The organism is Sphaerisporangium flaviroseum (genome assembly GCF_039537005.1).
Taxonomy (GTDB): domain Bacteria; phylum Actinomycetota; class Actinomycetes; order Streptosporangiales; family Streptosporangiaceae; genus Sphaerisporangium; species Sphaerisporangium flaviroseum.
Genome location: NZ_BAAAZR010000002.1, coordinates 1,034,125 through 1,054,526 on the forward strand (window position 1 = coordinate 1,034,125; position 20,402 = coordinate 1,054,526).

A 20,402-nucleotide genomic window follows, 5' to 3' on the forward strand; every position below is an offset into this window, starting at 1 on the left:
CCGCACAGCCATGCGACCAGCGACTAGATTACATATCAGCCATGCCCGGGAGGAATGTGTTCGAGATCGACGCTCTGCGGCTGCTCGACGTGGTCGCCCGCACCGGGTCGTTCACGGCGGCGGCGGACGAGCTCAACTACACCCAGTCCGCCGTGTCCCGCCGCATCGCCTCCCTCGAGCGCGAGGCCGGCGGGCCGCTGTTCGAGCGCCTCGCCCGAGGCGTACGCCCGACGCCGGCGGGGACCCTGCTCCACCGCCACGCGCGGGAGGTGCTGGAGCGGCTCGACCGCGCGAGGGCGGAGCTGGCCGCCGTCCACCACGGGTCGGGAGGGCGGCTGCGGGTCGGGGCGTTCGCCACCGCCAACGCCGTTCTGGTGCCCGAGGCGCTGCGCCGGTTCAAGGAAGCGCGTCCCGAGGTGGAGCTCACCCTGGTCGAGGGGGTCAGCGCGCGGCTGATGGAACGGCTCCAGGAGGGCTCGCTCGACCTCGCGGTCGTCAGCGACTACCCGTCGGGGCTGTCGCGGTCCGGTGAGGCCGGGCTCACCCTGCTGTTCACCGACGAGCTCCTGCTCGCGCTGCCGCGCGATCACCGGCTGGCGCACCAAGAGGTGGTCGATCTGGGCGACCTCCGGGACGAGAACTGGATCGAGGGCGCGCCGCCCGGGCACGCCACGATGCTCGCCGAGTCGTGCATGCGCGTGGGCTTCGCGCCGAAGGTCGGCATCCGCATCGGCGAGTGGACCGGCAAGCTCGGGTACGTCGCCGCCGGGCTGGGTGTCGCGCTGGTGCCGGCCATGGCGGCGCGGGCCGTACGGGGCGATCTGGCGCTCCGGTCGCTTGGCGAGCAGGCCCCGAGGCGGCGGGTCTACGCGGCGCTGCCCCATACGACACCCCTACCGGCCGCGGAGAGGCTTCTCGGCCTGCTCCAACGGGGTGAGGATGGGGGCGGCGATGGCGCTCCGGCGAATGAGGGCGGTAGGGCGGGTGGCGCGAGGAGGGCTTCAGGACGCGAGACAATGTAGGGGTGTATTTCGCCCATGTCGGAGGCCGGTTGGCCACGGGGCTGCGGGATGTGACCACCGATCTCGGCGCCCTCGACGGGACCGGATGGTGGGCCGTCGTGGTGAGCTACGAGGGCAAGGTCACGTGTGCCCGTTTCGACGAGGTGCGGCCGGCCCCCCTTCCCCGCGCCTCGGGGCCCTGGCCCGCCTCGCTGCGGTGGACCAGTTCGCTCGACCGGCCAGGGTACGAGGACGGCGTGCGGCGGATACGCGACTACATCGAGCAGGGAGAGGTCTACCAGGCCAACCTGTGCCGGATCCTGACGGCCGAGATCCCGCTCGATGCCGACCCGCTGGTGCTGGCCGGGCGGCTGGCGAGGGGCAATCCGGCGCCGTACGCCGCGACTGTCCACGTGCCGGGCCTGACGGTGGTCTCGGCCTCGCCGGAGCTCTACCTGTCCCGCGCCGGGAACGTCGTCGAGTCAGGGCCGATCAAGGGCACGGGCGTGACAGCGGACGACCTGCTGGAAAAGGACTACGCGGAGAATGTGATGATCGTGGACCTGGTGCGCAATGATCTCGGCAGGGTCGCCGAGGTCGGCTCCGTCACGGTTCCAGCCCTTTGCGTGGTGGAGGATCATCCAGGCCTGGTGCATCTGGTGTCCACCGTCCGCGCCACGCTGGAAGAGGGACGTGGGTGGCCCGAGCTCTTCTCGGTCACCTTCCCTCCCGGCTCGGTCACCGGCGCGCCGAAGTCCTCGGCCCTTCGAATCATCAATGAGCTCGAACCAGAGCCCCGGGGGCCGTACTGTGGGGCAGTGGGCTGGGTCGACGCCGATAGGCGCGATGCCGCGCTGGCCGTCGGCATCCGCACCTTCTGGATCGAGCGTGACCTCATCCGCTTCGGCACGGGAGCCGGCATCACCTGGGGTTCCGATCCGCGGCGCGAGTGGCACGAGACCGAGTTGAAGGCGTCCCGGCTCATCGCGCTCGCCTCCGGGAGGCGCTGACGGCCGTCCCGGCTCCGGGCCGGAGGCGCGGACGGCAGGCCACACGGGCGCCCGGCGGCCCTACAAGCGGGCCGCTCGGCGAAAGCACACTTTGGAAGAATGGAGATCCCATAGATGAACGTTCCGGTCTGGGTCAACGGCGAACTGCTCGATCCCACGAAGGCCAGCGTCTCCGTCTTCGACCACGGGCTGATGGTCGGCGACGGAGTGTTCGAGACGATCAAGTGTGTGAACGGCGGGGCCTTCGCCCTCACCCGGCACCTCGACCGGCTCAAGCTCTCCGCAGAACGCCTCGGCCTGCCCGCGCCCGACGTGGACGCGATCGCCGAGGGCGTGCGTGGCTGCCTGGCGGCGGCCCCGCCGTGGCCGCTCGGCCGCATCCGGGTCACCTACACCAGCGGTAACGGGCCGCTCGGCTCCGACCGGGGCAACCAGGGCACCACCGCCATCGTGATCGTCGGGGCGCAGGCGCCGTTCCCGGAGAGCGCGAGCGTGACCGTGGTCCCCTGGCCGCGGAACGAGCGCGGCGCGCTGTCGGGGGTCAAGAGCACCTCCTACGGCGACAACGCCAAGGCGCTGGCCTACGCCAAGGAGCGCGGGGGCGAGGAGGCCATCTTCGAGAACCTCGCGGGCAACCTGTGCGAGGGCACCGGCAGCAACGTCTTCGTCGTCAAGGACGGCAACCTCTTCACCCCCACCATCGCCTCCGGCTGCCTGGCCGGGGTGACCAGGGCCCTGGTCCTCGAGTGGAACGGTGGCGAGGAGACGGACCTGCCGATCTCCGCGCTCTACGAGGCGGACGAGGCGTTCCTCACCTCCACCACCCGCGACGTGCAGCCGATCAGGCTCGTGAACGGCACGGCGCTGCCGGTCGCGCCCGGCCCCGTCACAGCCAAGGCGATGCGCGTCTTCGCGGAGCGGAGCGCGGCCGACGTCGACCCGTGATCACTCGGGGTAGGACACCTGGGTCTGGGCGTTGAGCTCGTCCACCTTGACCGACTTCGCCGGGTCGGTGATGGGGTCGTCGATCGAGATGACGTCCAGGCCCTTGGTGATGTCGCTGGAGTAGATGTAGCCGTTGTAGTAGTACGCCGACCAGGAGCCGCCCACCGTGGGCTCCCCGTCGTCGCCCACCGGGCCGCGCTCGACGTACGCGATCTCCTTGGGGTGGTCGGCGTCGGTGAAGTCGACCACCGAGATGCCGCCCTGGTACCAGCCCTGGACCATGACGGTCTTGCCGGGCACGGGGATCAGCGAGCCGTTGTGGGCGACGCAGTTCTCGGCCGAGGTCTGGTTGCGCGGGATCTTGAAGTAGGCCCTGCGCTGGAGCTTGCGGTCCTCGGTGATGTCGTAGATCGCGTCGGCGCCCCGCGTCGGGCCGGTCTTGGCGTCGCAGGTCGGGGCGACGCCGCCGCCGAGCTCGTCGGAGAAGATCACCTTGCTGGCGTCGTTGGTGAAGGTCGCCGAGTGCCAGATGGAGAAGTTCTCGGTGTCGGTGATCTGCTGGAGCACCTTCGGGCGCACCCTGTCGGAGATGTCCATCAGGATGCCGTTGCCGAGGCACGCCCCCGCGGCGAGGTCCTTCTCCGGGTAGACCGTGATGTCGTGGCAGCCGCTGGTCGCGCCCGGCCTGCTGTCGTCGTCCGCGGCGCCGTCGGTGAACAGCACCGGCTCGGCGACGACCTTCGACTGGGCGGGGTCGCGCACCGGGACCTCGACGATCGCGATCGAGTCGTGGGGCGGCCGGCAGTTCTTGGCCTCGGGGGCGGGGCCGAACGAGGAGATGTACAGGTAGATCTTCTCGGCGTCCTTGCCGGGCACCAGCGTGTGGGTGTGCGAACCGCACGACGTGGCGAGAGACTTGATGTACCGGGGGTGGGTCTTGTCGGCGATGTCGAAGATCCGGATGCCTTCCCAGCCCTCCAACATGTCACCCTGGTCGCTCTCGCACGTGTCGCCGTCCCGGGGCTCGTCGACCGAGAGGAACAGCAGGTTCCCGCTCACGGAGATGTCGTTCTGGCCGCCGGGGCAGACCACGCGGGTGACGACCTTGGGCTTGGCCGGGTCGCTGATGTCGTGGATCGTGAAGCCCCTGTAGTTGCCGACGTAGGCGTAGTCTCCCTGGAAGGCCAGATCGGTGCCCCAGGCCTCGTCGCCGTCGAACGGCGCGGACAGCGGGACGTTGGCCACCAGCTTGGCGTTGGGGCTGTGCTGGACCTCTCCGGCCGCGGCGGGGGACCCTGGCGCGGCGCCGGGGGAGCCCGTCGAGGCGGCGGGCGTGGAGGGCGACGGATCGCCGGCGCAGGCCCCCAGAAGGAGGACGACGCCTGCCAGAGAAGCGATCGCGCCAATCCGACGCATGCCCACAGTACCCCCCGTTGTTCGACCCGATTTGGGATTGTGCCCCAGTATGGAAGCTATGTGGATCCGCCGCCGGACGTGTGCATTTTTGGTAACGGTTGTGCTGGGATCCGGGCTCTCCTGCGCGCTGGCCGGCTGTACGAGCGAGGAATCGGGAAACCCTCCGCTCCTGGTGGCCGGCAGCGGTGCCCCGGTGATCGTCCCGGGAGCCCCCGGTGACGCCGGGCGTACGGCCAGGCCAGGGGAGCGCCTCGGCCGGTCGGAGTCGAAGGCGTCCGCGGCCGACGTCCTGTTCGCCCAGCGGATGATCCCCCACCACCGGCAGGCGCTGGAGATGGCCGGCCTCGCCGCCTCGCGTACCTCCAACGGCGCCGTGCGGCGCATCTGCGAGCGCATCGCGGTCGGCCAGCGGCCGGAGATCGGCGTGATGACGCGATGGCTGACCGCGCTCGGCCGCGAGGTCCCCGCAGGTCACTCCGCTCACGAGACCTCACCGGGCCAGGACGGGTACGGCATGGCGAACCTGGAGGAGATGAACCGGCTGCGCTCCTCACGCGACGCCGCCTTCGACGCGCTGCTGCTGCGGCTCATGATCAGGCACCACGAGGGCGCCGTGCGGATGGCGGGGGAGGAGTTGTCGGACGGCACCGACCAGATCCTGCGGAAGATGGCCCAGGACGTCGCCTCGGGCCAGCGGGTGGAGATCTACCGGATGCGCGACCTCATGAAGTGACGGCGGTACGGCCCGCGTCGTGCGATCAACGCCGGCTGATCGGGTCAGGAGCTCCAGAGCATGTTCGACAGCTCTTCGTCGAGGTCCATGAAGTCGGTCTCACGGCCGGCCGCCACGAGATCGTACGTGCGGTGCAGGAACTCGGTCAGCGGCGGCAGCGGCACCTCGAAGAGGGCCTGGCCGAAGGGCGAGGTGAGGCTGATGTTCAGCGTGCGCTCGCCGTCGGCCCGTGCGGGCCACACCTGGACGTCGCCGTCTCCCACCCGCCTGACGATGCCGACGGTCAGCAGCTCGCGGGCGAAGATCCACTCGACCGGCTCGTCGTTCCCCACGTGGAAGGCCATCCTGATGGCGTATGGATCATCGGCCGTATAGCTCAGGCCGGCCAGCAGGGGCACGGTGGTACGGTCGGGGACCACAAGTCGAAGGCCCAGCTCGGCAGAGACGGTGGCGTTCATCGTCAGCCAAACCTTTCGTCGGTGGGTCCCCTGGGCGGGGCTTGGGTTGCGGTGCTCTGAAGGACTTCGTTCGGAGCCATGTCTGCGGAACGAAGGAACCTCCAGGAGAGATTCCGCTCCTGAGCCCTTCTGTAACGCATATCACAGCGCGACATTTGTGCCTCTACCTGGTCAAACATCGCTTAGAGGCGCCTGTTTGCAAGGGTTTTGCGCGTGGTTCCTGCCGTCCTACGGGGCATCTACGGTGGTCTCGGGTTAAAGATCATAAGTGGTGCGATTCGGATGAGTATGGGGCATGACGATGCTATGACAACAGAGCGCCACGCCGCCGGACTCCTGAGAACCTTTCGTGATCGGGTTGGCGTACCGCTTCGCCAGCACGCCTCCGAGTGAGGTATGGTTTTCCCCGTCGGCAAGGTCCTCCGAGCGGGGATCCCCGGCACTGGAGGGCGATTAGCTCAGCGGGAGAGCGCTTCGTTCACACCGAAGAGGTCACTGGTTCGATCCCAGTATCGCCCACCACGTCACAGGCCGCTTCCCTTTCGGGGAAGCGGCCTTCTTGATCTTCTGAGTGACTAAGTGAGTGACTACGCTCCGTCCTCGGCCCGAGGGAAGATCCGGTCCATCGCCTCGGCGCCCTCCAGGAGCACCGGCCGCAGCTGCTTGCGGTAGACGGTCTCGGTCACCGTCGTGTTCCCGTGCCCGACCAAGCGGGAGATGTTCTCCAGCGGCACGCCGCTATCGGACAGCAGTGACACAAAGCTGTGCCGCAGCTCCCGGGGGACCCACTCGTCCGGGTTCAGGCCGGCCTTCCTCGCCACCGTCCGGAAGGCGCGCCGGACGTTGCCGGCCTCCAGCGCCGTGCCGTACCGGGTACAGAAGACCAGATCGTGGTCCTGCCACCGGTCGCCGGCTCTCGTCCTGGCCACGCTCTGCTGCGCGTGCTGTTGCCTGAGCGCCTCAACGGCCCGCTCGGGCAACGCCAGGGTCCGTCGTGACTTCCGGGTCTTGGTGTCCCCTGAGGCCCGGACAGAGCGCCACAGCATCACGGAGGGTGGGACGGGCGGGGCCGCGGCCGGCTTGCCATCGAGGTCGACGTGCGACCACGTGAGGGCCCGCAGTTCCTCCGTCCGCGCGCCGATCAAGAGAGACAGGACGATGTAGGCGCGCATGCTGCTCGCCTCCGCGGCCTTCAACAGGGCTTCGGCCTGCTCCAGGGTGAGCGACTTGGAGGGACGGCCCTCCTTGCCCTTGGGGACCTCGCAGAGCAGGACCACGTTCCGCTTGACCTTGTCCCGCGCCTGGGCGCGGTCGATGGCCCGCTTGAGGATGGACCGGAGATCCCGAAGCGTCCGCGTGCTGACCTCCTTGGACTTGGCGGCCAGCCACCGATCGACGTCGTCGGCCGACAGCTCGCGGAGCTTCCGCGCCCCCAAGGCGGGGATCACGTGCGAGTTGGCCAGAATCGTGCGGTTCTCGATCGTGGCGGCGTCGCGGCCGTTGAGCCCGAAGGCGAGCCAGTCTCTTACCGCGTCAGCGACCGTGCCGCCGTTTCCTGAGCTCGATAGTCCGTCGTCGTGATCCCTCAAGATCTCCTTGAGCTTGGCTTTCGCCTCCGTCTTGGTCTTGCCGCTGGCACGCTTGGTGATCCGCCTGCCGTCGGCAGCGAAGCCGAGGCTCGCCGTCGCGATCCAGCGCTGCCGCTTCTCATCCCAGTGAAGGCCGCCGTCTCCGCGGCTTCTGCGTTTGGTCAATTCGGGTCCCTCCAGATGGTGGTGTCCGAGGCCGGCGCTGCTTTGGTCGGTGAGGCCGGCCGCCTTGGCGGGTGGTCGTCAGGGAAGTCGCGCCTCGGCGTAGAGGCGTACGTTTCGCGTGGTGCCGCGGCAGGAGTAGGGCTCGGAGATCTCGATGAGGTCGAACATCTGGGCGAGGATGTCGGCGGCCTGGGTGACTTCGTCGGGCAGGCCGATGATGCGGATCTTCATGGGTCCTTCCGGTTGGTGAGTTGGGGTGGTGTGGGCTGGCGGCCCGTCGAGGTGCGGCGGCTCTGGTGTGGGAGGGGCTGAAACATCTCCGCATCTCCGCATCTCCGCACGATGGGCTGTGACCTGGGCGGATGGTTGCGGAGATGGGCTGTGGGGGTGGCTGGTCATCTCCGCAAACGGGGTTTCATCTCCGCAACGGGTGCGGAGTTGCGGAGATGTGGTGTTGATCTTGGGGTTGATCTCCGCAGGTGTTTGTCCAGGTGGCGGAGTTGTCTGCGGCGTTGCGGAGATGCGGAGATGTTTCAGCGTTCTTCCGGCCTGCTCGGTGCGGTCAGCCATGGTGTTCGACCCAGAAGACGTTGCGGTCGCCTCGGTCGTTCTTGGCCGAGCGGATCACGTAGTCGCCGCGCCATCGGCCGACTTGCCCGGTGAGCAGGCGGCCGAGGGCGAGGGCGTTGGGCAGGCGGCCGGTGTGGGTGGTGATGAACTGGCCTTCCCACCGATCGTGTTCCTCCCCGGCGGCCCCCTGTCCGATCCAGACGGGCTCTCCGGAACGGCGCAGCTCGGCCGCGGTCATGCGTTGGTCGCTGTGCAGGGTGTGCCAGCAGGCCAGGAAGGCGCGCCAGCGGGTCTCGTCCTCATCGATGCCGCGGACGTCGGCGGCGTTGGCCAGAAAGCCGTCTATGCCGTGATGGGCCAGGAATCCGCCCAGGTGCTGGGCCCAGGGGGTGAACTGGCGCATGGACAGGCTGGCGGCCCGGGGCGCGCCGTTGTGGGTCCAGTCCAGGACTAGGACCAGCAGGTGCCACAGCACGGTGTGCTGGTTGGCCGGGATGGTGATCCATTGGTCCAGGTGGGGGATGCCGAAGCGGGATTGGTCGCGTTGTTCGGGGCGGGGCATGTTGGGGTCGAGGTGGACGCGGACGGTGCGGGAGGCCATGTCTCCGCCGACCTGGAGGTTGTTGCCGGTGGCCATCCAGAGCCGGTCGTTGACGGTGGCGATGTTGCGGGAGGCGCCGAGCTGGCGGTCTGACCAGACGCCGGCGGTGACCAGCAGCGCCAGGGTGGGGGAGTCGATGACGGTGCCTTCGGCGAGGTTGTCCCAGACCACCACGCCGACCTGTTCGGCCAGGACGGCGGTGATGCTCTTGCGGAGTTCTTCTTCGGTGTAGGCCCAGGGCATGACGCGCTGGCCGTAGAGCATGCCGGGGCCGCCGGTCAGGATGCTCTTGCCGGAGGCAGGCATGGTGGCGTCGATCAGCGCGAACGGGGTCAGCGAGCGGGTGAAGTGCCGCAGGATCGGCGTGGCCAGCAGCGCCAGATAGTTGGCCCGGTCCGCTGGGCTGGCCCAGGGGAAGTCTCGCAGGAACCGGCCCAGCAGGAACTCTCGCGCGGCGTGCACCTGGCGCGGTGTGGGCTGGTCGGGGACGGGCGGCAGGGCGACCTTGGCGGCCAGGTACAGCCCGGTGGTGGGGTCGTAGCCGGGCTGTTGCAGCAGGGTGCCGTCTCGGCGCAGCACCGGCGCGCCGATCACGCCGCGCAGGGGTGGGACTTTGGGCCAGGTCTTGGCGGCCAGGACCGAGGCGAGGATCTCCCGGGGCGGGGTGATCTCCTCCTCGTAGGTCTCGGTGGCGCCTTTGCCGGTCTTGCGGGAGCGCAGCCGGTAGACGTAGGCGTGTTCGGCCAGCAGCCCGGCCAGGGTGGCCGGGGTGATGGGGCTTGCGGTGACGGGCAGGGGCGCGTCTTCGTCGGCGGCCGGGCTGGTTTGCCCGGAGACGGTTTCCATGTGGACCAGGGCGCCACCAGACACGTAGGTGTCGGGCAGTAGCTGGCGGGCCAGGGCGGCTTTGAGGACGCGGATGGTCTCGGGGCCGGACCCGACTTGCACGGGGATGGCGTCGCTCACGCGGCCACCCGCCGGGGCCGCTTGGTGCCGGCGCGCATACCGGAGGCGATGGTGCGGAATGCTTCGCCGGGGCGCTGGCCCACCTTCGCGGCGGCCTCGGTCAGCCAGGCGAACACGTCGGCCTGGTTCAGGGCGCCGCCGGCGACCAGCTGGCCGAGCGCGACCGAGGCCAGATACAGCGCGTTGTTGTGCCCGTCCGGGGGTGAGCCGGTGACGCGGGCGAGCTCGGCGAGCACGGCGGCGCGCAGGTAGGAGCCGCGCCGGTCGGTGGCCACCGGCACTGCCACCGGCCGTTGCGGCGGCAGCGGCGCCGGGCGCAGCCGCTCGGCCAGCCAGCCGGGCAGCGGCGCTGGCGGCGCGGAGTGGATCACGTCGTAGCTTCCGGCCCCGTCAGGCAGATCCACGACGCTGCCAGGCCCGACGACATAACCGCCGACGGCCCGGGTGTCGACCTTCCAGCCCAGCCCGTTGCCGTCCTCGCCGCGCGTGTTGCCCAGCCGCACCCCATCAGGGGCGGTGTAGTACAGGTGGACCCCGCCCAGGCGGGTGCGCACCTGGAAGGTCTCCAACGTCGGCAGGCTGTGGCCGGCGCGCTCGCACACCAGCGCCAGCACGTCCGCCCCGCCGCTGATGCCGGGCCGGTCCCACTCGCCCGGCGGACGCTCGCCCGGCTTTGGCACGTCCAGGTCGATCACCACCAACCCTGACGAGCCGCAGGCGATGCCGACGTTGTAGGCCCGGCGGGCCCACCACTGGCGGATCACCTGCGGGTCGGTGGTGGCTTGCCGGGTCCAGCTCCATCCCGCCAGCGGCACCTTGTCGCGCGGCGCGAGCGGGAAGACATGCCAGCCTCGGGCGGCGGCGGCCAGGGCGTAGCGGACGATGTCAGTCCTCAGCATCGGTGGTGCTCTCCTTCGGACGGCGCAAGCCGCGGAAAGGACGGACGACCTTGGTGCCGTCAGCGCGTTCGATCAGGACGTTGCGGGGGCCGCCGCCGGGTCCCCAGCGGATGAGGACCACGACAGGGTTGCCGCGTTCGAGGTAGGTGCGGCCGATCACAGCTCCACCTGCTGATCCGCCGGGGCGGCCTCCTGGGAGGGGTGGCGGACCTTGAGCAGGCGGGCTCCGGGGCGGGGACGGCGGCCGGTGCCGGTGCAGTCGGGGCAGTAGCCGAAGGAGTGGGCGAACAGGCGGCTGCGGCGCTGGCCGGTGCCCTTGCAGCGGCGGCAGTCCGTGTAGGGGTGGCGGGCCAGGCTGTATCGGTAGACGACGGCCAGGGCGAGCGCGAGCAGCGCCAGGACGGTGAGGCAGAGGGCGAGGGTCGCGAGCGCGGTGGGGATGGACGGGGCGGGCATGGGTGGTCTCCTGGATCGAGGCATGGCGAGATGGCCGAGCGGGCGGAGGGGTGGTGTGACAGCGCGGGTGTCACGGAAAGGGGCCGGGGATGGGTGTTACAGGTCAGCGGCGGTGTGACGTCGTGACAGCGGCCCCGTGACAAGGGCTGTGACACCGCGCGTGACAAGATCATCGGTGCGGCGCGCGGGCGTTCCACGCGCAGCCGCACGAGGCGCGGGGGCGGCCCGTCGTCACGGGCCGCCCGGTGGCCCGGTGTCAGGCGGCGCGGCCGTAGTCCTCGTGGTCGAGGGGCGACAGGTCGGTGATGGTCCAGGTGCGGCTGCTGCCGGTCTTGGCGACGGTCAGTACGCCGCGGTCGGTCAGGTCGGTGAGGACCTTGTAGATCCAGGGGCGGCTGTTGCCGGTCTTGCGGCGCACCGCGGTCAGGTCCTCGTCGGTGGCGGTGAAGGAAGGCTTTCCGTTCTGGTGTCGGTGGCGCAGCCAGGCGTAGACCAGGGCGCGTGCCTGGGCCGGGTTCATCGTGTCCGCCGGGGCGTCGGCCTGCAGCGCGTCGGCCTCCTGGGCGCTCGGCTCGCGGACCGGGTCGGCGTGGCCGGCGGTGATGGACGGGTCGGGGTCGTCGGTGCGGGCCAGGGTTTGGGTGACGACGTCGCCGGTGGCGCGCAGCGCGGCCACCACATCGGCGGCCAGGGTGTCGCCGGCGGCCAGCAGGACCGGCCGGTTGTCGCTGTCGGGGGCGGGCGGGCCGACGATGTCCTTGCGCTCCAGGGCCTCCAGCAGGCGCAGGGAGTCCTCCCAGGCGATGCGCAGTTTGCGCTGCAGCATGGCCGGTGAGGCGTGCTGGGTCGCGATGACCAGGTGTGCGGCGTCGGCGAGCAGTTCGGCGAAGTCGGCCGCGAACTCATCGTCTGGGTCACGCGGGATGCCTGGCGCGGCGGGCACGGGTGGCATGGGGATGGCCATGGATCGGGCTCCATCTGATGCGGCAGGGACGGCGGGACGGGTCAGGGCGGCGGTGAACGGGTCGACCTGCTTGCCGGCGGCCGGGTAGGCGGCGGCGTGGGTGGCCATCGCGGCGCGGGCTTCGCGGCTGTTCTGGCCCCAGGTGAAGGTGCGCAGCGGCATGGCGTAGTGGGTGGTGCGGACGCTGGAGCCGTCGAGGTAGGCCATGCCGGGGTGGCGGTCTTCCCACTCGTGCGGTTCGACGTCGGCCTTGCGCTGCCGGGAGGACACGCCGTACTTGACGTCGTCGGGGTCGGACAGGCCGAAGCACATCTTGGCCATCTGGGAGCGGAAGATGGTCGGGATCTGGGTGTAGTCGGCGCGCTGGAGCGAGAGGATCACGCTGCCGCCCGCCGAGCGGATCTCTTTGAGGATCTCTCCCAGCAGGTCCTCGTCCTGGCTGCCGAGTTCGCTCATGAGCTTGGCGATCTCTTCGATGTGCAGGTACCAGTAGGTCAGCCCGCACCCGGGCTCCCAGTTGGAGTAGCCGTGCTCGGCCAGCCACTTGGTGCGCTCGGGGATGGCGGCGTGCATGGCGCGGATCAGCTCCACCGCGCCGGCCTTGCTGGTCTCGAATCGGTGCAGCCCCTCCCGCAGCGGCCCCATGGTCTGGTCGTCCTTGGAGATGTCGATGGAGAACACCGCAGCGTCGCACCGGGTGATGATCTCCCCGATGATGTTCCACGCGCCGCCGATGCTCTTGCCGGAGCCGGTCATGCCCATGATCTGCAGGTGATGCCCGACGAACCGGTAGGCGACGTCATCGCCGTCCTGGTACAGGCCGATCCGCAACGGCTTGTCGATCGAGGCGCCGGGGTGGGAGGGGCCGGGCCAGGGGATCGGCCGGCGGATCGCCCGCGGGTCGGAGACGGTGATGTGCGCCCGATCCGCGCGGTCGTCGTCCCGGGCCACCACCACGCTGCCCGGCGGCAGCCGCATGCCCGACTCGATACGGTCGGTGGCCTTGACGACATCCTCGGCGGTCTTCTCCCCCGGCGGCAACTGCATCTGCCCCTTGACCTTGTGCGCGGTCACCTCGACCGCGCGCACGCGTGCGCCCTTGAGGCCGGCCTGCTCCTTGGCGCGATTGAACAGCGACCCCAGCGCATCGCCGCCGTGCTCGTCGCCGTCGCCGGTGGTGTTGCGGATGACGGTGCGGATGTTCCACGACAGCGCCAGGGTGGCGCCGCCGAAGAACAACGCACCCGACACCACCGGGGCGCCCAGGCCGGTGATGGTGGCGGTGGTGAACCACACCGAGGCGGCGGCGGTGGTGGCGGTGGCGTGCAGCCGGCCGATCAGCCGCCGCTGGTGAGTGATGGCCCACGTCAGCCCGGTGAGCACGGTGGAACCGAGGGTGCAGCCGACCGCGGCCCAGGTCACCGCGGGCGCCTGCCCCCACACCGCGTGGGAGATCGCGCCGGCGGCGGCCTCGGCGCCGAGCACGGCCCACGGCGGGACCAGCACGCCGACCTTGGAGACCGCCGAGGCGGCCAGGCGGTCCATGGTCGCTTCCTGCACCAGCTGCAGCGACGGAGCGCTCTTGCGGGCCATCACAGATCGACCTTCCCCTTGTAGTCCTTGCCCTTGGCGGAGCGCTGTTCCATGGCCTGCAGGGCTTCCAGGAACTCCTGGCGGAACTGCAGGTTGAACTTCACCGCCTCCGCCGAGATGCCCAGCGCCAGCTCACGGGCGTCGCGCAGGTGGCGGGCCACCCGCCAGGCGCGGGCGCGGACGTCCACGCCCATCAGCAGCGGGTGGCCCTTGAGCTGGTTCATGGCCTGCTCGGCCGCGGCCTCGGCGGCGTCCAGCTCGCGGGCCAGGTCGTGGGCGAACTGCTGGGTGGCGATGGTGTAGGCGGTGATCTTCACCGGCACCTTGCCGTGGAACTCGATGCCGGCGATCTCATCCAGCCGGGCCTGTCCGGTCCCCATCGGGCTCTCCTCCTTTCGGGTTGGTCACTGCTTGGGGGCGAAGTGCTTGCGGTAGGTGCGGTGCAGCAGCTGGCCCTGCTCGGCCATCGCGGCGGTCAGCTCCTGGGCGCGCTTGAGCCGCTTGGCCACTCGGCGGGCCCGGACCTTGGAGTCCAGGCCGAACAGCAGCAGGTGGCCCTTCATGGACCCCATCGCGGCCTCGGCGTCCACCGCGGCGATCTCCAGTTCCAGGCCCCAGCGCTCGGCCAGCTCGGTCAACTGCTTGCCGTAGGCCAGGAAGGCGGCCCCCAGCGAACCGGTGAACTCGATGGTGGACAGTTCAGTGATGTCACGGCGGGCCATCAGTGCCACACCTTCCGTTCGGGGTCGTCGATGATCTCGGCGTCGATCGCACGGGCCGCGCCTGCTCGCCAGGCGTCGGCGACGACCTCGGCCAGGCGGCGCAACATCGGGGCCGCGGGCGGCAGGCCCAAGGTCGCGGTCAGCCACGCATCGGCCGCGGTGACCAGGAGCGCCAGCACGGCCAGCAGCCCCCGCAAGGCGGCACACAACCACTCCGGCGGTCTCGCCCACTGGCAGGGCCGGGCGAAGCAGGCGACCATGAGGACCCTCACCGCCCAGGCAGGTCGAGGGGAGCGGCCCTTCATGAGGCCACCTCCGCCGCGAGGTCGAACAGCAGCTCCTGGCGCTCACACAGCCCGCACGGCTCCCACGGCCGCCGGTCGTGCCGCTTGGGGTCGCGGCACTGCTGGCCGGTCGCGACCTTCGGCAGACCCGCGACGTGCTCATTGAGGTCCCACTCGGCCAGGTGACGCGCGCAGTGCTCCTCCCCGCGAGTCCCGCACGTGCAGGCCAGCCGGTAGGTCTTGCCGCACGCGTCAGCGCCACGCTCGATCTGCGGACGGTGCCGCACCGGCGCCACGGGGACGGGCGGAGTCGTCTTCGCGCTCATGCCGCCACCTCCCGCAGCTCGTCGCGGAGCTTGGCGGCGACGCTGGGCGCGCATCGCAGCGTCTTGCGGATGTGCTCGGCCTTGGCCAGCGCATCGAGCTGCCCGGCCTCGATCAGCTCCCGCAGCCGCCGCCGATGCTCGTCAATCGATCGGCGCGGAGCCGACGTGCCCTGGCCCGCCGGGGCCTCGATCGAGCGAGGGCGCCGCCGGTCGGTCGAGGCGGGCGCCGGGCGATCGACGGCCTGTGCCTCGACCGCCCTACGCCGAGTCGATCGACCCTGGATCGAGGGAGCACCGATCGAAGACCGATCGACCGGACGGGCATCGACCCTCACGGCCGTGTCGATCGAGGCGCCGGGGACCGGCGCGGCGTGCGGGTCCATGGTCGGCACGACGGGGATCGGCCGGCCGAGCACCAGACCGCCGACCATGCCCAGCTCGCCCTTACGCGCGGCGCGGCGTTCGGCCTTGGCCTGGCGGCGTACGATCGCCCGGCCCAGCGCGCGCTGCCGCCGCGAGGAGTGCGGCCCCATGGCGTACCGGTCGATCCACGCCGCCTGCCAGGCGGCCTCGATGCCGCAGTCGCGGGCGATGCGGATCGAGGCGGCCGACCACGACAACCTGGGGTAGCGCACCCACCGCCACAACGCCCGGCGGATCTGCTCGGCGCTACGGCCGGAGACCGTGTGCTGTCGCAGCCGGGCCATCAACTCCCACAGGCCCACGCCAAGCAGGCTCGCCAGCGCGAGCACGACGCCGGTCTGCACACCATCGGGTCTGCCGCTCGCGGCGGCGTGCCAGAAGTTCATCCCGGCCGCCACCCCGGCCAGCGCCCAGGTCCACAACCGGTACTGGCCGATCGGCAGGCCGCGGCTGATGGCGAGGTTGGTCAGGCCGACCACGAACCAGGTCGCGCCCTCCAGCGCGATCGGTAACGCAGGCGACAACCCCTCCAGGTGCATGACCTTCTCGGCGAACTCCAGCTGGCCGCGCCAGGCGATCACGATCGGCGCGCCCATCGCGACCGCCGCCACCAGCCACCCGCCCAGCGACGGCGCCCACCGGCGCACCCCCCGGCCGGCCGCGGCCACGCTGGCCACCAGCGCCTTGCCACGCGCGGCTCGTCGCCGGCGCCGGGCCTGAGCCCGCTCAGCCTTACGCCGATCTTCGGCCTCCCGGTCCAGCCGGGCCTGTTCACCGCGCTGGATGTCCAGCTCCAGCCGGGCACGCTCAGCCTGCAGCCGCATCTCCTCACGCCGGGCCCCGGCCTCCACCCGGCGCGCCTGAGCCTCGGCACCGGCGACCATCCGCGCGGCCTTCGGGTCCCAGTAGGTGCTCATCGGCCCGTCACCGCCTCAACCGGCACCGGGATGGCGTTCGGCTCGACGGAGAAGAACAGAGTGTTGGCCTCGCGCAGGCCCTCGGGGCACTGAGCGCGCGCCCAGTTGTACATCTCAGCGCGCGTCGTCCCTGCCTTGGCCACCACCAGGCGGCTCAGCGTGAACTGCCGCATCCCGCCCTCGGCGGCCGGCGCCGACACCGTGAGGATCAACAGCATCTCCATCAGTGGCTCACCGCCTCAGCGTCCCGGCCGCCCTGCTCCTGGTCGTGCTCGTCGAGAGCGCTGCCGTGGTCCGGGCCCGCCTGGCGGGCCCGATCCAGCAGGCTGGCCAGGACGATAAGGGTCGCCTGGTCAGTCGGCCCGTGCTCGGCCCACTGGACGATGCGCTGGTCATAGGCGCCCAGCGGCAGGCCGCGCAGGGCGTCCCGCCAGATCGCCCGGGCCGAGGCGATCGAGTCCATGCCGGGCAGGACGATGTGAGGCTCGCCGTCCAGCGGGCCGGTGGGGATCGCCGGGCCGGTCACTTGGCCGCCTCCTGAGCCTCGGCCTCCAGCAGCGCGACGTACTCGCGGATGGCGGCGGCGGGAATGAGCCGCGCGCGGCCCTGACGGACGGCGCGCAGCCGGTTGGAGCGGATGAGCTCGTAGATGACGCTCCGGCCCAGACCGAGAACCTTCATCGCGTCCGGGATGCGGTACAGCTGAATCTCGCCGGGGGCGTGGGTGCCGGCGGCGGTGGTTGCCATGATGGTGGTACCTCCATTTGGTGGGGGAGCGGCCCCGGCGCTGCTTTGGTCGGTGAGGCCGGGGCCGCCTTCACATGGATGCGGCTACTTGGCGCGGTCGTGCTCGCTGGTGCCGTCGCGCGGGTCGCTGCCGGTGATCGTGGTGTCGCGGCGGTTCATCTGGACGATGCGAACGGCCAGCCGCTCCATCTCCTGCTCGTGATCGGTCCGGTCGGTGCTCATGAGCTGTGGTTCCTCCTGCGGTGGGGACGCCCCGGCGCTGCTATTGGTCGGTGAGGTCGGGGCCGGCCTGTTGGTGGTGAGATGACGCGGGGATCTGCCTGGTCAGCGGTTCTTGGTCGTCGCGCTCGGGCGGCAGCGGTGGGTGAGCACGTTGCCGGTCTGGCTGCAGCGGGGGCAGGTCCAGGTGAGGGTGATCGGCAGGATCTTCACGAGTGGTCCCTTCGTCGTTGTGGTGGTGGAGCTGGCGCTCCGGGCACCCGCCCGGCCATCCGGCCGGGCGAGACCCGCAATGTCAGTCCCACTCGTCCGGGTCCTGGAGGGACTGGTGACAGCTGGTGCAGACGATCTGGCGGTCCCACACCACGCCGGCCAGCAGCGCGCACGCACACGCCAGGCCGTACAGGGCGTCGATACCGGCGAGCGTGGCCAGCGTCAGGCAGCTCAACGCCGCGGCGATCAGCACCCCGAACGGCACCGACAAGCCCAGCGCCCGGGCGACAGCGGCCAGGCGGATGGTCTTCATGATCTGCGCCTTTCCTCTCGTCGAAGGAATGTCGGCTATCGGCGCGGCGGCCGGGCCGGAACGCGCACCGGGCCCGGCGACGCCGGCTTGGGCTTGGACTGCTGGACCTGCGACAGCGCGACCAGATCCTGGGCGTAACCCAGCACCTCCCGCCGGGTCACCGCCTGCCGCCGGAGTGGTCGTGGTAGATCGGGGAGGAACTGACCGCCCCGCAGCTGCAGCTGTGCAGTGGGCGCGCCGGCGCCGAGGTGCTCGCTCCGGCGGGCCACTGCTGGCCGCGGGTCATCGGCTGTGCCATGGTGGAACCTCCTTGTTTGGGAGGCCCCGGGCCGGGTTCTTGGTCGGATGCGGCCCGGGGTCAAACGACGCCGGCCGGGCTCGGCCGGCGACTACCGCCGTTGGCTCACCGGCGGTCACAGGGTGACGGTGCCGCCGCTCTCGAGCTGCACGGCGACGGGGCAGATGCAGGCGCCGAAGCACACCGCGCCGCACGTGTGGCACTTCACGCAGTAGGGGGAGCCGCCGCAGCCGCAGCAGTGATCGGGGACGGCGTAGCCGGAGCCGCCGCAACGGCAGTCGTCCCACTCGCCGTCGCAGCCGCACTCCCGGGCGCCGTCCCGGCAGACGTCGCATGGCTCGCAGACCTGGCAGTCCTGGTCTGGGCCGCAGTCGCACCGCCCGTCGCCGTCGCCGGTGGGCTCGGTCGAGGACTGCTCGCCGGGCGCCTCTGGCGTCGTCGCTCCGGCCTGCGGGTTGGCGGCGGCCAGCAACGCCTCCGGGATCGTCCACTCGAAGACCTCTTGCCTACCGCCGTCTGGCATGCGGTAGACGCCGGTGACGCGCTTCTCGCAGACCTTGTCCGCACGCATGTCGAGGCGGACGGACATGCCGGCGATGCGGCCCCGGACCTTCACCCAGGTGCCCGCGGGGTTCGAGTCGAGCTGCGGGGCCGAGGGGGCGTCCATCGCCTTCATGTAGCGCAACGCCTGCCCGACCACATCCGGCGCGGCGATGTAGATGCTCATGTCCATCCCGGTCCCGGGGAAGGGCAGGGTGAGGGCGGGGTTGTCCTCCAGCAGCCGCGCCAGCTGGCGCAGACCCGCGACGTACTCAGCGCGGGACATCAACGCTCACCGTCCTGCTGGCCGGCGTCCTGCTGCTTGTCGTACTCCTCGCGCACGTTGCGGTCCGGGTCGGTGCCCGGCCAGCCCGAGGGCAGTTCGCCGTTGGGCCAACCAGCGTGCGCGGGGATGTGGTGAACCGTCGTCTGTCGTGCCATCCTGGGATCTCCTTGTTTGAAGACTCCGGGCGACGTCTTGTCGGATAGGCGTCCGGAGTCCAGGGACAGGGGTTTGATCAGGCCCTGGCAGGCGGCAACCTGCCGGGGCCTTTCTTGTGTGCGCCGACGTCCATCGGCGTACGCTCCGCACCTTACTGCCTTCCATGAAGGCTAGCAAGGTGAAGGATAGAATTGCGTAGAAGGTCCGATGCCGAGAGCCTTACTGCCTCACGAGTAAGGTGACGAAGTGGAGGATCCAGCGGCCGTAGGGAGGTCAGCGTGATGGAGCGGAAGTGGGCGAGCGTCTCCACGCCGTACACCCGGCCGCACACCGCGGGGCAAGGGGACGCATGGGCGAGCGAGGCGGCCCAGCATGGACACACAGGCACGCATCGGCTTGGAGAGGTGGGGGAGCAGCCGGCACCGCCAGAGGTCGCGGAGCGGCTCCAGCTCACCCCTGGCGAGCCGGTGGTCGTCCGCCGCCGGATCGTGCTCCTGGACGGCCAGCCCGTCGAACTCGCGGACTCCTACTACCCGACGGCGGTCGCCCGGGATACCGGGCTCGCCGAGCCGCGTAAGGTCGCCGGCGGCGCCGTCGCGCTCCTGGCCAAACTCGGCTACGAGCCGCGGCACGCCGAGGAGGACGTCTACACACGGCCGGCCTCGGAGGACGAGCGGCAGGCCCTCGGGCTCAACGAGCATGACTGGGTCCTCGTGCTGATCCGCACACTCACGGCGGACAATGGCCAGCCGGTCGAGGTCAGCGTGATGAAGATGAACCCTCAAGGCCGCTACCTGCGGTACGAGACAACCCTGTGATCAGAGAGGAACCGTCCCGTGGCGCGAAAGCCGGACGAGCGGCCCCCGCAACTGAAGATTGCCGCTGACCTTCGGGCAAAGATCATGTCGGGGGAACTCGAGCCGGGCCAGAAGCTTCCCTCCACCGCCGAACTGGCAGAGACGTACGGCACCGCGGCGGCCACCGCGCACAACGCGACCAAGCTTCTCCAAGCCGAGGGATTCGCCTACGGCCAGGCCGGCAAGGGCGTGTTCGTCCGCGACCGGCACCCGTTCATCGTCCGCACCGCCGCCTACTTCGACCCGGCCGAGCGCGGTGTCACCTATCGGCTTCTCGACGTCGCAGAAGTCGACGCACCCAAGTCCGTCGCGGCCGAGCTGGGCGAGCCGCGGGCCGTACTGCGCCACCGCTTGATGCTGCGCGACGAAGAACCCGTCGAGGTGTCCTGGTCCTATTACCCGCTCAGCCTGGTCGCCGGGACCGCACTCAACCGCCGGGGACGCATCCAAGGGGGTGCGCCGGCCGTACTCGCCGAACTCGGCCACCCCGAGCGCGAATTCACCGACAGCGTCTCCGTGCGGCCACCCACCACAGAAGAAGCCGAACTCCTGGAACTCCCCGAGGGCATCCCCGTGATCCGACAGTTCCGCGTCGTCTACTCCGACAACGCGCGCCCGATTGAGGCATCTATCCTCATCAAGGGTGGCCATCTCTACGAGTTGAGATACCAGCAGCAAATCCCGGGTGAAGGCTCCTGACTCCTCCCGGAGTGCGCCGTACAGAACGGTCCTGGG

At 70.5% G+C, this 20,402-nt stretch carries 29 protein-coding genes and 1 tRNA gene; 7 read left to right on the top strand and 23 right to left on the bottom strand.

Translation table 11 applies throughout. From position 1 onward, the window contains the following. Nucleotides 1-56 precede the first annotated feature (56 nt). The 3 genes from ABD810_RS10725 to ABD810_RS10735 all read left to right on the top strand — a co-directional run bounded on the left by ABD810_RS10725 (nt 57) and on the right by ABD810_RS10735 (nt 2,956). Complete coding sequence (locus tag ABD810_RS10725) at nt 57-1,022, top strand: LysR family transcriptional regulator (protein WP_344937436.1); 966 nt, start codon at nt 57-59, stop codon at nt 1,020-1,022. 29 nt (nt 1,023-1,051) lie between these two features. After that, nucleotides 1,052-2,011 (top strand): chorismate-binding protein, encoded by a 960-nt coding sequence (locus ABD810_RS10730; RefSeq protein WP_344937438.1) that lies wholly within the window; start codon nt 1,052-1,054, stop codon nt 2,009-2,011. 114 nt (nt 2,012-2,125) lie between these two features. After that, nucleotides 2,126-2,956: an aminotransferase class IV gene (locus tag ABD810_RS10735; protein WP_344937440.1), complete on the top strand. Its 831-nt coding sequence runs from the start codon at nt 2,126-2,128 to the stop codon at nt 2,954-2,956. On the opposite strand, the gene ABD810_RS10740 is transcribed toward ABD810_RS10735, so the two are convergent. Continuing rightward, the gene (locus ABD810_RS10740; RefSeq protein ID WP_344937442.1) at nt 2,957-4,372 is read right to left on the bottom strand and encodes an LVIVD repeat-containing protein; all 1,416 of its coding nucleotides are present in this window, start codon (nt 4,370-4,372) and stop codon (nt 2,957-2,959) included. It lies immediately after the preceding gene. Between the two features lie 100 nt (nt 4,373-4,472). Here ABD810_RS10740 and ABD810_RS10745 point away from each other — a divergent pair, with 100 nt between their 5' ends. Next, on the top strand, nt 4,473-5,105 hold the full coding sequence (locus tag ABD810_RS10745; RefSeq protein WP_344937444.1) for a DUF305 domain-containing protein: 633 nt from the start codon (nt 4,473-4,475) through the stop codon (nt 5,103-5,105). Between the two features lie 44 nt (nt 5,106-5,149). On the opposite strand, the gene ABD810_RS10750 is transcribed toward ABD810_RS10745, so the two are convergent. Then, the gene (locus tag ABD810_RS10750) at nt 5,150-5,563 is read right to left on the bottom strand and encodes an SsgA family sporulation/cell division regulator (protein WP_262843788.1); all 414 of its coding nucleotides are present in this window, start codon (nt 5,561-5,563) and stop codon (nt 5,150-5,152) included. A 447-nt stretch (nt 5,564-6,010) separates the two neighbouring features. On the opposite strand from ABD810_RS10750, the gene ABD810_RS10755 reads away from it, so the two are divergent. Beyond that, nucleotides 6,011-6,085, top strand: a tRNA-Val gene (locus tag ABD810_RS10755). Between the two features lie 65 nt (nt 6,086-6,150). On the opposite strand, the gene ABD810_RS10760 is transcribed toward ABD810_RS10755, so the two are convergent. From ABD810_RS10760 to ABD810_RS10860, 21 genes are all read right to left on the bottom strand, one after another. Further along, on the bottom strand, nt 6,151-7,317 hold the full coding sequence (locus ABD810_RS10760; protein WP_344937449.1) for a site-specific integrase: 1,167 nt from the start codon (nt 7,315-7,317) through the stop codon (nt 6,151-6,153). A 78-nt stretch (nt 7,318-7,395) separates the two neighbouring features. Further along, nucleotides 7,396-7,548 (bottom strand): hypothetical protein, encoded by a 153-nt coding sequence (locus ABD810_RS10765; protein WP_344937452.1) that lies wholly within the window; start codon nt 7,546-7,548, stop codon nt 7,396-7,398. Between the two features lie 331 nt (nt 7,549-7,879). Beyond that, nucleotides 7,880-9,454: a hypothetical protein gene (locus ABD810_RS10770; RefSeq protein WP_344937455.1), complete on the bottom strand. Its 1,575-nt coding sequence runs from the start codon at nt 9,452-9,454 to the stop codon at nt 7,880-7,882. Then, a complete protein-coding gene (locus tag ABD810_RS10775; RefSeq protein ID WP_344937457.1) occupies nt 9,451-10,353 on the bottom strand; it encodes a bifunctional DNA primase/polymerase in 903 nt (300 codons plus the stop codon). The genes ABD810_RS10770 and ABD810_RS10775 overlap by 4 nt, the downstream gene beginning before the upstream one ends. Beyond that, on the bottom strand, nt 10,340-10,513 hold the full coding sequence (locus ABD810_RS10780) for a hypothetical protein (RefSeq protein WP_344937459.1): 174 nt from the start codon (nt 10,511-10,513) through the stop codon (nt 10,340-10,342). Before ABD810_RS10780 ends, ABD810_RS10775 begins: the two co-directional genes overlap by 14 nt. Continuing rightward, nucleotides 10,510-10,809, bottom strand: coding sequence for a hypothetical protein (locus tag ABD810_RS10785; RefSeq protein ID WP_344937461.1), 300 nt, complete (start codon nt 10,807-10,809; stop codon nt 10,510-10,512). The genes ABD810_RS10780 and ABD810_RS10785 overlap by 4 nt, the downstream gene beginning before the upstream one ends. 256 nt (nt 10,810-11,065) lie before the next feature. Continuing rightward, on the bottom strand, nt 11,066-13,366 hold the full coding sequence (locus ABD810_RS10790) for a DNA translocase FtsK (RefSeq protein ID WP_344937462.1): 2,301 nt from the start codon (nt 13,364-13,366) through the stop codon (nt 11,066-11,068). After that, nucleotides 13,366-13,746, bottom strand: a complete 381-nt coding sequence (locus tag ABD810_RS10795) for a hypothetical protein (RefSeq protein ID WP_344937463.1) — start codon at nt 13,744-13,746, stop codon at nt 13,366-13,368. Before ABD810_RS10795 ends, ABD810_RS10790 begins: the two co-directional genes overlap by 1 nt. A gap of 24 nt (nt 13,747-13,770) precedes the next feature. Next, the gene (locus tag ABD810_RS10800; protein ID WP_344937465.1) at nt 13,771-14,088 is read right to left on the bottom strand and encodes a hypothetical protein; all 318 of its coding nucleotides are present in this window, start codon (nt 14,086-14,088) and stop codon (nt 13,771-13,773) included. Further along, the gene (locus ABD810_RS10805; protein ID WP_344937467.1) at nt 14,088-14,393 is read right to left on the bottom strand and encodes a hypothetical protein; all 306 of its coding nucleotides are present in this window, start codon (nt 14,391-14,393) and stop codon (nt 14,088-14,090) included. The genes ABD810_RS10800 and ABD810_RS10805 overlap by 1 nt, the downstream gene beginning before the upstream one ends. Next, nucleotides 14,390-14,698 (bottom strand): hypothetical protein, encoded by a 309-nt coding sequence (locus ABD810_RS10810; protein ID WP_344937468.1) that lies wholly within the window; start codon nt 14,696-14,698, stop codon nt 14,390-14,392. The genes ABD810_RS10805 and ABD810_RS10810 overlap by 4 nt, the downstream gene beginning before the upstream one ends. After that, nucleotides 14,695-16,038: a DUF2637 domain-containing protein gene (locus ABD810_RS10815; RefSeq protein ID WP_344937470.1), complete on the bottom strand. Its 1,344-nt coding sequence runs from the start codon at nt 16,036-16,038 to the stop codon at nt 14,695-14,697. The genes ABD810_RS10810 and ABD810_RS10815 overlap by 4 nt, the downstream gene beginning before the upstream one ends. After that, nucleotides 16,035-16,262 (bottom strand): hypothetical protein, encoded by a 228-nt coding sequence (locus ABD810_RS10820; protein WP_344937472.1) that lies wholly within the window; start codon nt 16,260-16,262, stop codon nt 16,035-16,037. Before ABD810_RS10820 ends, ABD810_RS10815 begins: the two co-directional genes overlap by 4 nt. Beyond that, nucleotides 16,262-16,564 carry a hypothetical protein gene (locus ABD810_RS10825; RefSeq protein WP_344937475.1) on the bottom strand — a complete coding sequence of 101 codons (303 nt, stop codon included), beginning with the start codon at nt 16,562-16,564 and terminating at the stop codon, nt 16,262-16,264. The genes ABD810_RS10820 and ABD810_RS10825 overlap by 1 nt, the downstream gene beginning before the upstream one ends. Further along, nucleotides 16,561-16,785 (bottom strand): helix-turn-helix domain-containing protein, encoded by a 225-nt coding sequence (locus ABD810_RS10830; protein WP_344937477.1) that lies wholly within the window; start codon nt 16,783-16,785, stop codon nt 16,561-16,563. The genes ABD810_RS10825 and ABD810_RS10830 overlap by 4 nt, the downstream gene beginning before the upstream one ends. 84 nt (nt 16,786-16,869) lie before the next feature. Then, a complete protein-coding gene (locus tag ABD810_RS10835) occupies nt 16,870-17,007 on the bottom strand; it encodes a hypothetical protein (RefSeq protein WP_344937480.1) in 138 nt (45 codons plus the stop codon). 292 nt (nt 17,008-17,299) lie between these two features. Further along, nucleotides 17,300-17,530 (bottom strand): hypothetical protein, encoded by a 231-nt coding sequence (locus tag ABD810_RS10840; RefSeq protein ID WP_344937483.1) that lies wholly within the window; start codon nt 17,528-17,530, stop codon nt 17,300-17,302. 35 nt (nt 17,531-17,565) lie between these two features. Beyond that, complete coding sequence (locus ABD810_RS10845) at nt 17,566-17,691, bottom strand: hypothetical protein (RefSeq protein WP_344937485.1); 126 nt, start codon at nt 17,689-17,691, stop codon at nt 17,566-17,568. Then, entirely contained in the window at nt 17,688-17,828 is a 141-nt protein-coding gene (locus ABD810_RS10850; RefSeq protein ID WP_344937487.1) for a hypothetical protein, read from the bottom strand. The genes ABD810_RS10845 and ABD810_RS10850 overlap by 4 nt, the downstream gene beginning before the upstream one ends. 115 nt (nt 17,829-17,943) lie before the next feature. Further along, the gene (locus ABD810_RS10855; RefSeq protein WP_344937489.1) at nt 17,944-18,654 is read right to left on the bottom strand and encodes a hypothetical protein; all 711 of its coding nucleotides are present in this window, start codon (nt 18,652-18,654) and stop codon (nt 17,944-17,946) included. Next, entirely contained in the window at nt 18,654-18,809 is a 156-nt protein-coding gene (locus ABD810_RS10860; RefSeq protein ID WP_344937491.1) for a hypothetical protein, read from the bottom strand. Before ABD810_RS10860 ends, ABD810_RS10855 begins: the two co-directional genes overlap by 1 nt. A gap of 282 nt (nt 18,810-19,091) precedes the next feature. On the opposite strand from ABD810_RS10860, the gene ABD810_RS10865 reads away from it, so the two are divergent. Both ABD810_RS10865 and ABD810_RS10870 read left to right on the top strand, forming a co-directional pair. Continuing rightward, a complete protein-coding gene (locus ABD810_RS10865; protein WP_344937586.1) occupies nt 19,092-19,628 on the top strand; it encodes a GntR family transcriptional regulator in 537 nt (178 codons plus the stop codon). 18 nt (nt 19,629-19,646) lie between these two features. Then, the gene (locus tag ABD810_RS10870; protein ID WP_344937493.1) at nt 19,647-20,366 is read left to right on the top strand and encodes a GntR family transcriptional regulator; all 720 of its coding nucleotides are present in this window, start codon (nt 19,647-19,649) and stop codon (nt 20,364-20,366) included. Nucleotides 20,367-20,402: the final 36 nt, after the last annotated feature.